Genomic DNA, 13104 nt, shown 5'->3' on the forward strand with positions numbered 1-13104 from the left:
TTCAGGCGACCGGGACGATGTTCACGACCTTGCGGCCACGGTGGGTACCGAACTCCACCGCACCGGCGTCGAGCGCGAACAGCGTGTCGTCCTTGCCACGGCCGACGCCGTTGCCCGGGTGGAAGTGGGTGCCGCGCTGGCGGACCAGGATCTCACCGGCGTTCACGGTCTGACCGCCGAAGCGCTTCACACCGAGCCGCTGAGCATTGGAATCGCGCCCGTTCCGAGTGGACGATGCGCCCTTCTTGTGTGCCATGTCTCAGTCCCTACCCTTACTTCGCAGCCGCGGGGATCTCAGTGACCTTGATCGCCGTGTACTGCTGGCGGTGGCCCTGACGACGGCGGTAGCCGGTCTTGTTCTTGTAGCGAAGGATGTCGATCTTCGCACCCTTGTGGTGGTCCACGATCTCGGCCTGAACCTTGATCCCGGCCAGCACCCACGGGTCGCTGGTCACGGCGTCGCCGTCGACAACGAGCAGCGTAGAGAGCTCTACGGTGTCGCCAACCTTGCCGGTGGAAATCTTGTCAACCTCAACGATGTCGCCGACAGCAACCTTGTGCTGGCGACCACCGCTGCGCACGATGGCGTACACGCGGATCTCTCTTTCGCTCGGAACGGAACCCCCGCAGTCCAGCCGCACGAGGCGGCCTCTCCGGGCGGACCCGCCCGGAGGAAAAAGGTTTACGGGAGTGAGGCGCGTCTATGGACACGCCGACGGTCAAGGTTACGGGTCACCCCTCAGAAGGGTCAAACCGGCCCCTCGACCGCGGGCTCACGTGGTCTTGACCTCACCGTCCTGCGGGAGGGTCTTGACGCCCTTGCACAGGTTCGTGTTGTCGGAGACGCCCGGGTAGGCGACGTTCCAGACCCGGTTGAAGTGCTGCACGTACGTGTCGTGCACCGAGTCGTCGTCGATCTTGACGTACGCCTCGTCGTTCTCGCGCAGCGCCGGGTTCGAGGCGTTCTGCGAGCCGGTGAACGTGATCTTGTTGCGGGCGCCGTCGTACATGCCGTCGATCGCCACGTACTTGGTGTGGATGATGAACGGCGTCGCGAGCTTCGCGCCCGGGTTCAGCGGGTCGCGGTCGTCGTTGTAGCAGCGCACCGGCGGGGCGCCCGTGGAGTGCATCGACGTCCAGGTGCCGCTGTCGGCGGTCGCGTACTCGATCTGGACCGTGCAGCCGGCCTTCTTCAGCGAGACGAGCTTGTCCGCGATGGCCTGCCGGGTGATCTGGAAGATCGCGGCGCGCACGACGGTCCGCTTGGTGGTGCCGGTCGTCGCGTCCTTGTACGTGCAGGAGACGTTGTTGAGGACCGAGTACAGCGTGTCCGAGGCGTTCGTCGTGCCGGCCCGCGGGAAGAAGTACGCCTTGTAGTGGCCGTTGCTGACCGTGCGGTAGTCCCAGTTCGCCCAGTCCTTGGCGACCATGTCCGCGAAGTAGTCGGAGTAGGCGCCGTACAGGACCTTGTTGTTGGGCAGCTGGAGCGCGTCGTTGAAGAAGCGCGTGCTCGCCGACGGCGTCGAGTTCGACGTGGTCTGCACGACGACGTTCGTGGCGCCCTCGACGGCCGAGAACAGCCAGAACTTGTTGTGCATGATCGACTTGCCGAACTTGGGGTCGCCCAGGCACGACTTGTCCTGCGGGCACAGCGTCACGAAGGACGAGGCGGAGGGGCTGGTGCCGAGGAGCGTCACCAGCTGCGAGTACATCGTGTTGTCCGGGCGGTCCGTCTTGCTCGACGAGTCGAGCAGGATCTGCACGTTCACTCCGCGCGCCTTCGCCCGCTTGAGGGCGTCGACGACCGACTGCTCCCACACGTGGTAGACGGCGACCTTGATGTACGAACCCGGCAGCGCGGCGTCCGTCAGCTGGATCAGCCGGGTCCGGATCGCGTACTGCTCGGACTGCGTCCCCAGCGGGTTGTTGAAGAGCGGCCCCTCGGTCCACGTCGGCGTCTCGGCCGACGCGGTGGACGCCGAGACCCCCGCCTGCACGCCGGCGGCGGAGAGCACGGTGGCGATCGCCACCGCCTGCCGCCCGCCCTTGGCCGGCTTCACGGCCCGGTGTCGTCCCGTGCCCCGCAGACGCACGTGCGTCATCACAACCCCTCCCCTGGCACGAGCGTCCGTCTCCCCAACCGACGCCCCTGCATTCACTACTACGACTACATGAGTTTTACAGGTAGTTGACCGTGCTCCAAGAGGCAGGGGTCGAATCCGGTGTTCTTTGGTGCCTCTCTGATCGCGTGCGTCACCGAAAACCACGGCAATGCCCGACTTGCGCGCGCAGCACGCACAAAAGGCGACGCCCCCGCACAGCGCGCTGCTGTGCGGGGGCGTCGCCCCGCCCGGTCTCCCGGGCTGTGCCTCAGGCCTCGTCGGCCGCGGCCGAGACGGACTGCGGCGACTGCTGCTCGGCCGCCGCGGTCTTCTTCGCGGTCGTCTTCTTGGCAGCCGTCTTCTTCGTGGCTGCCTTCTTGGCCGTGGTCTTCTTGGCGGCGGTCGTCTTCTTGGCAGCCGTCTTCTTGGTGGCCGCCTTCTTCGCCGTCGCCTTCTTGGCCGTCTTACGGGCCGTCTTCTTGGCGGCGGGCGCCTCCTCCGCCTCGACCTCGGCCTGGACCGTCTCGTCCGGCTTCGGCTCCTCGGCCGGCGCCTCCGTGGCCGACGGGACGACCAGGACGGCCGCCTCCTCGGGCGCGGTGGGCGCGGCGGCCTTGCGGACGGCGCGGCGGCGCGGACGGGCCGGAGCGGCCGTCTCGGGCTCGGCGGCCTTGGGCTCCTCGGCCACGACGGGCTCCGGCTCCTCGGCCTTCACCGGCTCGGTGACCGTCACCGCGACGACCTCTTCCGAGGACGCCTTGGGAGACCCGGCCGGAGCGGACGCCTTGCGGGTCGCACGACGGCGCGAGCGGGGCGCGGGGGCCTCCTCCTGCACGGGCTCCTGTACGGGCTGCACAGGCTCCTGTACGGGCTCGGGCCGCTTCGACTCCTCGGCGACCGGCTCGGGAGCCGTCTCCGCCTTCGGGGCACCGGCCGGGGCCGACGCACGGCGCGTGGCACGGCGGCGCGAACGCCCGCCACGACCACCGCTCGCCGCGGCCTCCGCCTCGGCGGGGCTGGAGTACAGCTCCTCGTCCGGAACGAACTCCGGCTCGTCCAGCGCCACGGGAGCGGCCACCTCCGCGGCGACCTCCGCCTCGGTCTCCGGCTCGGTGTCGACGGCCTCGACCTCGTGCGTGTGCTCGTGGCCCTGCTCGCCGCCGTTGCCGCCGCGGCCGCGCTTCTTGCGCTTGCCGCCGCCACCGGCGGACGTGGGCTGCTCCATGTGCACGATGACGCCACGGCCGTTGCAGTGCACGCAGGTCTCGGAGAAGGACTCCAACAGGCCCTGGCCGACGCGCTTACGCGTCATCTGGACCAGGCCCAGCGAGGTGACCTCGGCCACCTGGTGCTTGGTCCGGTCCCGGCCCAGGCACTCCAGCAGACGGCGCAGCACCAGGTCCCGGTTGGACTCCAGGACCATGTCGATGAAGTCGATGACGACGATGCCGCCGAGGTCGCGCAGCCGCAGCTGACGCACGATCTCCTCGGCCGCCTCGAGGTTGTTCCTCGTCACGGTCTCTTCGAGGTTGCCGCCCTGGCCGGTGAACTTACCGGTGTTGACGTCGACCACGATCATGGCCTCGGTCTTGTCGATCACCAGGGAGCCGCCGGAGGGCAGCCACACCTTGCGGTCGAGCGCCTTGGCGAGCTGCTCGTCGATCCGGTACGTCGCGAAGACGTCGACCTCGGACGTCCACTTGGACAGCCGGTCGGCCAGGTCGGGCGCCACGTGGTTGACGTAACCGTGGATGGTGTCCCACGCCTCGTCACCGCTGACGATGACCTTGGAGAAGTCCTCGTTGAAGATGTCGCGCACGACGCGGACGGTCATGTCCGGCTCGCCGTACAGCAGGCTCGGCGACGACGTCGAGATCTGCTTGGCCTTCTTCTGGATGTCCTCCCACTGCGCCTGGAGACGCTCGACGTCACGGCGCAGCTCGTCCTCGCTCGCGCCCTCGGCGGCGGTGCGCACGATGACGCCCGCGTCCTCGGGGACGATCTTCTTGAGGATGGTCTTCAGACGCGCGCGCTCGGTGTCGGGCAGCTTGCGGCTGATGCCGGTCATCGAGCCCTCGGGCACGTAGACCAGGTAGCGGCCGGGCAGCGAGACCTGCGAGGTCAGGCGGGCGCCCTTGTGGCCGATCGGGTCCTTGGTGACCTGTACGAGCACGGACTGGCCGGACTTCAGGGCGGACTCGATGCGGCGCGGCCCGTTGGCCATGCCGAGCGCCTCGAAGTTGACCTCACCGGCGTAGAGCACCGCGTTGCGGCCCTTGCCGATGTCGATGAAGGCGGCCTCCATCGACGGCAGCACGTTCTGGACCTTGCCCAGGTACACGTTGCCGACGTACGAGGTCGACTGCTCCTTGTTGACGTAGTGCTCGACGAGGATGTTGTCCTCGAGCACGCCGATCTGGGTGCGCTCGCCGTTCTGGCGGACGACCATCACGCGCTCGACGGCCTCGCGGCGCGCCAGGAACTCGGCCTCGGTGATGATCGGGACGCGACGGCGGCCCTGCTCACGGCCTTCGCGACGGCGCTGCTTCTTGGCCTCCAGACGCGTGGAGCCCTTGATGGACTGCACCTCGTCGGCGGAGGTGGACCGCTCGGCGTGGCTGTCCTTCTTGCGCGGCTCGCGGACCTTGACGACGGTGCGCTCCGGGTCGTCCGACGACGTGTCGGCCTCGACCGAGCTGTCACCGGCGCGACGGCGGCGACGACGACGGCGACGGCTGCTGCTGGAGCCGGACCCGCCGGACTCCTCGCGCTCGTCCCCGTGCGCCTCGTGCTCGTCGGCCTCGTCCTCGGCGTCGTCCGCGTCCTCGGCGTCCTCGTCGGAGCCACCGGACTCGGCATCGGCGTCCGCGGACTCGCCGCGGCGACGGCGGCGGCCACCGCGACGGCGGCGACGGGTCGGCCGGTCACCGTGCTCGTCGTGGTCGTCGTGGTCGTCGTGGTCGTCGCCCTGCTCGTCCTGCTCGTCGTCCACGGCCTCGGCCTCGGCGGCGGGCTCCGGCTCGGGCTCGACGGCCTGCGGGGCGGCGGGCTGCTCGTCGGAGGCGCGACGGCGGCGGCGACGGCGCGGCCCCTGCTCCTCCTCGGCGGCCGGCTCGGCGACGGGCGCGGCCACCGCGACGGGGGCCTGCTCCTCCTCGGCCACCGGCTCCTCGGCGGCCTCGGCCGCGGCAGCGGCGGCGGCGCGCTCCGGCGTCTGGAACATCGGCTCGGTGAAGACCGGCGCCTGGAACACGGCGACGGACGGACGCTTCGGGCGGACGCCCTCCTCGTCCCGGTCGCCCTTCGACGCGGCCTTGCCGGACTTCGCGCCCCGGGCGGCCTTCGGCTCGGCGAAACCGCCGGCGGCCTTACGGGTGGCGCGGCGACGCCCACGACGCGGCTCGGTGTCCTCGGCGGACTCGGTGACCTCGGGGGCGGCGGGGGCCTCGGCGGCCTCCGGCTCCTGCCGCTCGGCGGCGACCACGTCCGCGACCTCGGGGGCGGCGGGCGTCGACACCGTACGGGTGGCACGGCGACGGCGACGCGGGGCCGCGTCCTCGGCCGGAGCCTCAGCGGCCTCGGCGGCCTCAGGAACCTCGGCGGCCACGGGAGCCTCGGCCTCCGGAGCCTGCGGCGCCTCCGGCGTGGCGACGGCGCGGGTGGCACGGCGACGCGAACGGCGCGGCGCGGCGTCCTCGGCCGGAGCCTCGGCGACCGGCGCCTCGGCGACGGGCTCGGCGGCCGGCTCCTCGGCCACGTCGGCCTCCGGCGCCTCGACGGCGGGAGCGGTGGTGGTGCGGGTGGCGCGACGACGGCGGCGCGGCGCGGGGGCCTCGGCCTCCGGCGCTTCCTGCGCTTCCGCGACGACGGGCTCGGCGGCGGCCTCGGCGGCCTGCTCCGCGGTGGGCGTGGCCACGGCGCGGGTGGCACGGCGACGTGAACGGCGCGGCGCGGCATCCTCGGCCGGAGCCTCGGCGGCGGCCGGCTCAGCCGGCTCAGCCGGCTCAGTGCTCTCTGCGGGCTCGGCCACGACCGTCTCGGCCTGCGCCGCGGCCGGCGAACCGGCGGGCGCGGAGGAGCGACGGGTGGCGCGACGGCGCGGGCGCCCGGCGGACGTGGCGTCCTGTGCCGGGGCCTCAGCGGCCGGAGAAGTCTCGGGGGTCTCGGCCTCGACGGCCTCGTCGGTGGCGGCCGGTACGGCCGGCGCGGCCACGGTCTCGGCGGCGGTGCCCTGCGGCGGGCCCGCGGGGCGCGACGCGGCCCGGCGCCGGCGGCGCGGGGGCAGGGTGTCGCTGGGGCTGTCCACGTCGGGCGTGGTGGATTCGATCGGCTCGGGCATGCGGGTGTATCTCCCGTCAGGCCCCCGGGCGCCGCGCCTGGTCCATGACCGGTGACGTCCGCGGCTCGCTCGCGCTGTAGTGGAGCGCGAGGGCCGCCGGTCCGGGGCGCGGGCGCCGCACGGGGGCTCTCTGTCTGTTCTCGCCGGTTCCGGTACGCGATGTACGTACGGCCTGGCGAAAGTCCTTGGGTGGGTGCGCTGCCCGACCCAGGTGGCTCCCGAGTACGAGGGCGGCGCTACGACGACCGCCTTACGCGGAACCTTCCACGGCAGGCACCGGCGCGGCGGCAGTTCCTGCGGCCTCCCCCTGAGGGGTGGCCCGGTCTGCCTCGCGGTCGGGCGCGAGCGGGTCGGTCACCGTGCCGGTCTCTTCATCGAAAAGCCCCTGCGCCAGCCTGGTCACCGCTGCGGGGACCGGCGGCGCCAGGTCGGCCACGGCGCGGAGACCGGACAGGACGTCGTCGGGTCGAACGGCGGGCGTCACGTGCCGAACAACCAGGCGCAGTATCGCACAGGCCTTGTCGCTCGGCCTATCAGCCGGGACATCCGCCACCGCATCGAGGCTGACGACAGCCTCGCGGGCGTCGAACGTGCGCATCCCGTTCTTCGTCCGGCGCTGCACCTCGACGGTCTCGGCGGCGCGGAACGCCTCCGCGGCGCGCGCGGCCTTCTCGACCGTCACGCCGTCGAGCCGCAGCTCCCACACGGAGGCGGTGAGCCGGTCGGCCAGACCCGAGGTACGGGCCTCGACGGCGTCGATGATGTCGAGCCCGACGGGCATCGACTCGTCGAGCAGCGCCTTCAGCTTCTCGGGGTCGCGCGGCGCGGTGAGCGCGATCTCCAGGTACTCGGCCTCACTGCCCGTGCCGGTGGGTGCGGCATTGGCGTACGACACCTTGGGGTGCGGCGTGAACCCCGCCGAGTACGCCATGGGCACCTCGGCGCGGCGCAGCGCACGCTCGAAGGCGCGCTGGAAGTCACGGTGGCTGGTGAACCGGAGGCGGCCGCGCTTGGTGTAGCGCAGGCGGATGCGCTGCACCGCGGGTGCGGGCGGCGGGCCTACGGGCTGTCGCTTGCCCAGGGGAACTTCTCCTCGTGTACGCGATTCCAGGCGCCTGTCGATCCCCGCGCGAGCGGGGACCACGTCCGGGCCGACGCCTGACCGGTGTCGTGATCCGGACCATCCCCGCGTGTGCGAGGACTTCTCACGCCTGACCCTCTACTCAAGGGTACGCGTTTCCACGGCCTGTGGTTCCCGCCCGCCCCTGACCTGCGGTTCCGCCACCCGGGGCGCGCCGAACAGCATGCGGCGGACCTCCATGCGGGCCTGGCGGACACTCGCGCGGATCTCCCGGCCCAGGCGGACGGCGGGGCGCCACACCTGGTCGCGCACGGCGTGCCCGAGCGGAGTGAGCACGCTGCGGTACGTCCAGCGCACCGGTTCCACGAAGAGCACCCGCAGCAGCCGCCCGAGGAACCGGCCGACGGCGAGCGACACATACCCCGCCACGCGCCACGCATGCCCGAGCGCGTCCCGGATCTCCCGTCCGAGGACGGCCAGGACCCGCCCGACCGGCACGAGCACCCAGCGCCACAGCGCGAGGGCGGGCAGCACGACGGTCCACCGGACGAGTGTCACCACCGTCCACCGGAGCGCGTGCCCGACCGGCGTCAGCACGTACACGTAGAACCCCACCAGCGGCACCACGACCAGCACCCGCCCCAACCACGCGAGCCCACGCCCGAGAGCCTCGACGCCTGCCCCCAACTGCCGCCCCAGCCACGCCAGTCCACGCCCGAGCGGAACAAGCGCGTGCCGCCACAGGGCCACCCACGGCCAGACGAGGACCGCGCGCGCGAGCCAGACGAGTCCGGCCCCGAGCGGCGTGAGGACGTACGCGTACAGCCACACCGCGGGCACCACGACCAACACCCGCCCCAGCCACGCCAGTCCGCGCCCGATCGGCAGCAGCACGTACCGGCCCAGCATCATCAGCGGCCACACGAACACCGCGAACAGCACCGCCCCGATGCCGCGCGCGAGCGGGACGAGCGCCTTCTCGTGGACGAAGCGGCCGCCCACGACGAGCGCGTCCCACACCAGCCGGACCGGCACCACCAGAACGAGCACCACGATCCGCACCGGCAGGCGGATCGCCGCGACCAGGCAGCCCTCAGGGGCGGCGACGACGGGCGCGGGCTCCGGGCGCTTATCCAAGTCCATGCCCTCTCAGACGTGCGGGAAGGCGCTGTGGATGCAGGTCCGGCCTGTCATGTTTCGCCCACCCCGGCGTAGCCTGCCCGGACACAAACGTCGTATGTTCGGGCAGTCTGCGCATCGCAGTCCCGCAGAAGGGGGAGATTCACGCATGATCACGCTCACCAAGGAAGACGGCCCGGCGGACCTGGACGGTGTCACGCACCTGTCCATCGGAGTGTCCTGGGACCCGACCTCAGGGAGCAGCGGCGGAGTGCTCGGCTCCCTGCGCCGCAAGCAGGGCACCGACCTCGATCTGATCGCCATCGCCATGGCCGGCGGGGACCCGGTACGCCTCGCGGGCCTCGACTCGCTGGACCCGATGGGCAACGGCTCGCTGGTGCACAGCGGTGACAACCAGACGGGCAAGGGCGAGGGCGACGACGAGACGGTCACCGTCGAGTTCTCGCGGATCCCGCCGAACATCACGTCGGTGGTGTTCATCGCGGCCGCGTACAAGAAGGGCAGTTCGTTCACGAAGGCCCGCAACATCAGCTTCAAGGTCTACGACGCCACGGGCGGCAGCACCCAGCAGGTCGCCGACATCTGGCCGAGCCTGCTCAGCGCCGACAACGGCTGCGCGGTGGCCAAGGCCATGCGCGTCGGCGCCAGTTGGAAGCTTGAGGTCATCAACACCACGGGCAAGATCAAGCAGGGTGACGAGCACGCCCTGATGCGGTTCGCGGCGAGCAAGTAGCCGTACACGGACGCGCGGAAGGGGCGGCCGGTTGTCTCCAACCGGCCGCCCCTTCGCGTGGCGTGAGGCGCCCTACTTGACGACCGTCAGCGGGAGCAGCTTCTTGCCCGTCGGGCCGATCTGGATGTTCGTGTCCATCGCCGGGCAGACACCGCAGTCGAAGCACGGCGTCCAGCGGCAGTCCTCGACCTCGGTCTCGTCGAGCGAGTCCTGCCAGTCCTCCCAGAGCCAGTCCTTGTCGAGACCGGAGTCCAGGTGGTCCCAGGGCAGGACCTCCTCGTACGTGCGCTCGCGCGTCGTGTACCAGTCGACGTCCACGCCGTACGCGGGCAGCGTCTTGGCGGCGCACTCCATCCAGCGGTCGTAGCTGAAGTGCTCGCGCCAGCCGTCGAAGCGGCCGCCGTCCTCGTAGACCGCGCGGATCACGGCGCCGATGCGGCGGTCACCGCGCGAGAGCAGGCCCTCGACGATGCCGGGCTTGCCGTCGTGGTAGCGGAAGCCGATGGAACGGCCGTACTTCTTGTCGCCGCGGATCTTGTCGCGCAGCTTGGTCAGCCGCGCGTCCGTCTCCTCGGCGCTCAGCTGCGGCGCCCACTGGAACGGGGTGTGCGGCTTCGGCACGAAGCCACCGATCGACACCGTGCAGCGGATGTCGTTCGATCCGGAGACCTCGCGGCCCTTCTGGATCACGTTCATCGCCATGTCGGCGATCTGCAGGACGTCGTCGTCGGTCTCGGTCGGCAGGCCGCACATGAAGTACAGCTTCACCTGACGCCAGCCGTTGCCGTACGCGGTGGCGACGGTCCGGATCAGGTCCTCCTCGCTGACCATCTTGTTGATGACCTTGCGCATACGCTCACTGCCGCCCTCGGGGGCGAAGGTGAGGCCGGAGCGGCGGCCGTTGCGGGTCAGCTCGTTGGCGAGGTCGACGTTGAAGGCGTCCACGCGGGTCGACGGGAGGGAGAGCCCGATCTTGTCTTCCTCGTACCGGTCGGCGAGGCCCTTCGCGATCTCACCGATCTCGGTGTGGTCGGCGGACGACAGGGACAGCAGGCCGACCTCCTCGAACCCGGTCGCCTTGAGGCCCTTCTCCACCATCTCGCCGATGCCGGTGATGCTTCGCTCCCGCACGGGGCGCGTGATCATGCCGGCCTGGCAGAAACGGCAGCCGCGGGTGCAGCCACGGAAGATCTCGACGGACATGCGCTCGTGGACGGTCTCCGCGAGCGGCACGAGGGGCTGCTTCGGGTACGGCCACTCGTCGAGGTCCATGACGGTGTGCTTGGACACGCGCCACGGCACACCCGACTTGTTCGGCACGACGCGGCCGATGCGGCCGTCGGGCAGGTACTCGACGTCGTAGAAGCCCGGAACGTAGATGTTCCCGGTCTTCGCGAGACGGAAGAGGACCTCCTCGCGCCCGCCGGGACGGCCCTCGGCCTTCCACGCGCGGATGATCTCGGTCATGTCGAGCACGGCCTGCTCGCCGTCACCGATCACCGCGGCGTCGATGAAGTCCGCGATCGGCTCCGGGTTGAAGGCCGCGTGGCCGCCCGCGAGGACGATCGGGTCGTCGATCGTGCGGTCCTTCGACTCCAGCGGGATGCCCGCCAGGTCGAGCGCGGTCAGCATGTTCGTGTAGCCGAGCTCGGTGGAGAAGCTCAGCCCGAAGACGTCGAACGCCTTCACCGGACGGTGCGAGTCGACCGTGAACTGCGGAACCCGGTGCTCGCGCATCAGCGCTTCCAGGTCCGGCCACACGCTGTACGTGCGCTCGGCGAGGACGCCCTCGCGCTCGTTCAGGACCTCGTAAAGGATCATGACGCCCTGGTTGGGCAGTCCGACCTCGTACGCGTCCGGGTACATCAGCGCCCAGCGGACGTCGCAGGACTCCCACGGCTTGACCGTGGAGTTGAGCTCTCCGCCGACGTACTGGATCGGCTTCTGCACATGCGGGAGCAGCGCTTCGAGCTGCGGGAACACAGACTCGACGACTGTGGGCGCCGCGGCGGCGGCTTCGGCAGGCATAACCGTGGACCTTTGTGAGCTGACAGGGGTGACCCTCAAGCCTAACCCGCCGAAAGCCCGGGTTCCGCCGCCCGAGCCCACACCCCCGGCAGCTCCCGCTCCCGGTCCGCCGCTGCCGCGAGTTCCTCCCCGTAGAGCAGACCCCACGTGAACGACGTCTCGCCCGCCGCGTGGGACTGGATCGCGAGGTCGCGCAGTGCCTCGCGGGCGACGACGGAGTCCTGGTGGTCGCCGAGGACGCTCTGGACGGCCTTCATGCGCTTGGCGAACTTCTTGGCCTGCTTGCCGAGTACGGGGACAGCGGCCTCTGCGGCGTAGCGGGCGCGCTTGGCGGCCTTGCGGGCCTCGTGCATGGCGATGTCGCGGTCGGTGCCGGGGTCCAGGGCGAGGGCGTGCTCGACGCGGGCGGCGAGGCGGGCGTGGTCCTTGAGCGCGGCCTTGGCGAGGACCTCGGCGGCGGGGCCGTGCGCCCTGCGCAGCAGGGGCGGGGCGGCGAGGAGCGCGTCCAGGCCGTCCAGGAGTGCCAGGTAGCGCTTGCTGTCGAGGACGGCGACGGTGTGGCGGCGGGAGCCCTGGCGCCGGGCGACCGTCCAGATCCGCAGCCGGCCGCGGACCGGGCCGAGGAGCAGGGTGCGGGGCAGTGCGTCGATGCGGGTCGTGATCCGCTCGGTCAGTACCTCGCGGTCGCGGTCGATGCCGAGCTCGGCGCCGAGCCACTTCAGTTCCTCGGCGACGGGCTCGGTGACGGCCGGGTCGAGGAGTTTCCTGTACGTCTTGAACGCGCTGCGCATCCTGCGGGCGGCGACCCGCATCTGGTGCACGGAGTCCGGCAGGTCGCGGCGGACGGCCGGGTCGAGTTCGACGAGGGCGTCGCGCTGGGCGCGCAGGTGGGCGAGGACGTGGTCGCCGGCTGTGGTGGGGGCGTCCGCCGGGCGGGCCTTCGCGCCCTTCACCGCTCCGGTCTCCGCCAGGGCGCGGGCCAGTTTCGAGGTGGAGCCCGAGCGTTCGACGCCGGCTTTGCGCAGGCGTTTCTCGACCTTGTCGAGGAAGGCCGGGTCGCCGTCGTCGGCGAGTTCGACCTCGATCTCGGCCCATTCGGCGGTGCGCTCGCCGTCGGCCCGTTCGGCGCGGACGGCGTCGACGCTCACCTCGGCGAGCAGGGAGCCGTCGGCGGCGGTCAGGTGGGTGACGTGCCGGGACGACAACAGCCGTACGACGGGGGCGAGTTCGTCGCCGCGTACCCGGGAGCGGACGAGGCCCGCGAGTGCGCGGGGCAGGTCGTCGGAGAGCGGGGCGCGTACCTCGTCGCGGGCGTCCGCCTGCACGGCGACGGGCAGTTTCAGATGCCAGCCCGCGTCGTCGCCTCCGGTGCGGCGGCGCAGGGTGATCTTGTCCGCGGCGAGACGTTGGTCCTCGGTGTCGTAGTACACGGCGTCGAGTTCCATGACGCCCTTGTCGATGACGGCCTCGACTCCGGGGACCTTGCGCAGGTCGGGCAATCGGAAGTTCCCGGCCGGGGCGTCGTACTTCCGCTCGATCTCGCGCTTCGTCTCCGCCATAGCCTGAATCTAGACGGCAACAGGGCGCCCCGAAAGGGGCGCGGGGAACTGCGCGACCAGCCACGACGGTGCCGCGCCCACTCACAAGCGCTACCCGCAACGGCGCTGAGGCCTGGGGCTCT

9 protein-coding genes are annotated in these 13104 nt (G+C 71.3%); 1 reads left to right on the forward strand and 8 read right to left on the reverse strand.

Going from position 1 to position 13104, the window contains the following annotated elements; translation table 11 throughout:
- Position 1: 1 nt before the first annotated feature.
- The 6 genes from rpmA to AB0L37_RS18510 form a co-directional block, all read right to left on the reverse strand.
- Positions 2-256 (reverse strand): 50S ribosomal protein L27, encoded by a 255-nt coding sequence (gene rpmA / locus AB0L37_RS18485; RefSeq protein ID WP_161306244.1) that lies wholly within the window; start codon positions 254-256, stop codon positions 2-4.
- Positions 257-272: 16 nt separating this feature from the next.
- Positions 273-593 (reverse strand): 50S ribosomal protein L21, encoded by a 321-nt coding sequence (gene rplU / locus AB0L37_RS18490; RefSeq protein WP_338696421.1) that lies wholly within the window; start codon positions 591-593, stop codon positions 273-275.
- Positions 594-773: 180 nt separating this feature from the next.
- Positions 774-2102 carry a phospholipase D-like domain-containing protein gene (locus AB0L37_RS18495; protein ID WP_365505998.1) on the reverse strand — a complete coding sequence of 443 codons (1329 nt, stop codon included), beginning with the start codon at positions 2100-2102 and terminating at the stop codon, positions 774-776.
- A gap of 268 nt (positions 2103-2370) precedes the next feature.
- Positions 2371-6441 (reverse strand): Rne/Rng family ribonuclease, encoded by a 4071-nt coding sequence (locus tag AB0L37_RS18500; RefSeq protein WP_365506001.1) that lies wholly within the window; start codon positions 6439-6441, stop codon positions 2371-2373.
- 250 nt (positions 6442-6691) lie between these two features.
- The gene (locus AB0L37_RS18505) at positions 6692-7480 is read right to left on the reverse strand and encodes a TIGR03936 family radical SAM-associated protein (protein ID WP_365506004.1); all 789 of its coding nucleotides are present in this window, start codon (positions 7478-7480) and stop codon (positions 6692-6694) included.
- 180 nt (positions 7481-7660) lie between these two features.
- On the reverse strand, positions 7661-8665 hold the full coding sequence (locus AB0L37_RS18510) for a hypothetical protein (protein WP_365506007.1): 1005 nt from the start codon (positions 8663-8665) through the stop codon (positions 7661-7663).
- Between the two features lie 145 nt (positions 8666-8810).
- On the opposite strand from AB0L37_RS18510, the gene AB0L37_RS18515 reads away from it, so the two are divergent.
- Entirely contained in the window at positions 8811-9395 is a 585-nt protein-coding gene (locus AB0L37_RS18515) for a TerD family protein (RefSeq protein WP_365506010.1), read from the forward strand.
- A gap of 72 nt (positions 9396-9467) precedes the next feature.
- Here AB0L37_RS18515 and AB0L37_RS18520 read toward each other — a convergent pair whose 3' ends face one another.
- Both AB0L37_RS18520 and AB0L37_RS18525 read right to left on the reverse strand, forming a co-directional pair.
- Entirely contained in the window at positions 9468-11423 is a 1956-nt protein-coding gene (locus tag AB0L37_RS18520) for a TIGR03960 family B12-binding radical SAM protein (RefSeq protein WP_365506013.1), read from the reverse strand.
- A gap of 41 nt (positions 11424-11464) precedes the next feature.
- Complete coding sequence (locus AB0L37_RS18525) at positions 11465-12982, reverse strand: CYTH and CHAD domain-containing protein (protein WP_365506016.1); 1518 nt, start codon at positions 12980-12982, stop codon at positions 11465-11467.
- Between the last annotated feature and the right edge of the window lie 122 nt (positions 12983-13104).

It is taken from the genome of Streptomyces sp. NPDC052225, from assembly GCF_040679615.1.
GTDB lineage: Bacteria > Actinomycetota > Actinomycetes > Streptomycetales > Streptomycetaceae > Streptomyces.

Excerpts from the sequence above, each read along its gene's own strand:
- AB0L37_RS18515 (WP_365506010.1), top strand. The coding sequence starts at position 8,811 with ATGATCACGCTCACCAAGGAAGACGGCCCGGCGGACCTGGACGGTGTC.
- AB0L37_RS18510 (WP_365506007.1), bottom strand. The coding sequence starts at position 8,665 with ATGGACTTGGATAAGCGCCCGGAGCCCGCGCCCGTCGTCGCCGCCCCT.
- AB0L37_RS18520 (WP_365506013.1), bottom strand. The coding sequence starts at position 11,423 with ATGCCTGCCGAAGCCGCCGCCGCGGCGCCCACAGTCGTCGAGTCTGTG.
- rpmA (WP_161306244.1), bottom strand. The coding sequence starts at position 256 with ATGGCACACAAGAAGGGCGCATCGTCCACTCGGAACGGGCGCGATTCC.
- AB0L37_RS18500 (WP_365506001.1), bottom strand. The coding sequence starts at position 6,441 with ATGCCCGAGCCGATCGAATCCACCACGCCCGACGTGGACAGCCCCAGC.
- AB0L37_RS18525 (WP_365506016.1), bottom strand. The coding sequence starts at position 12,982 with ATGGCGGAGACGAAGCGCGAGATCGAGCGGAAGTACGACGCCCCGGCC.
- AB0L37_RS18495 (WP_365505998.1), bottom strand. The coding sequence starts at position 2,102 with ATGACGCACGTGCGTCTGCGGGGCACGGGACGACACCGGGCCGTGAAG.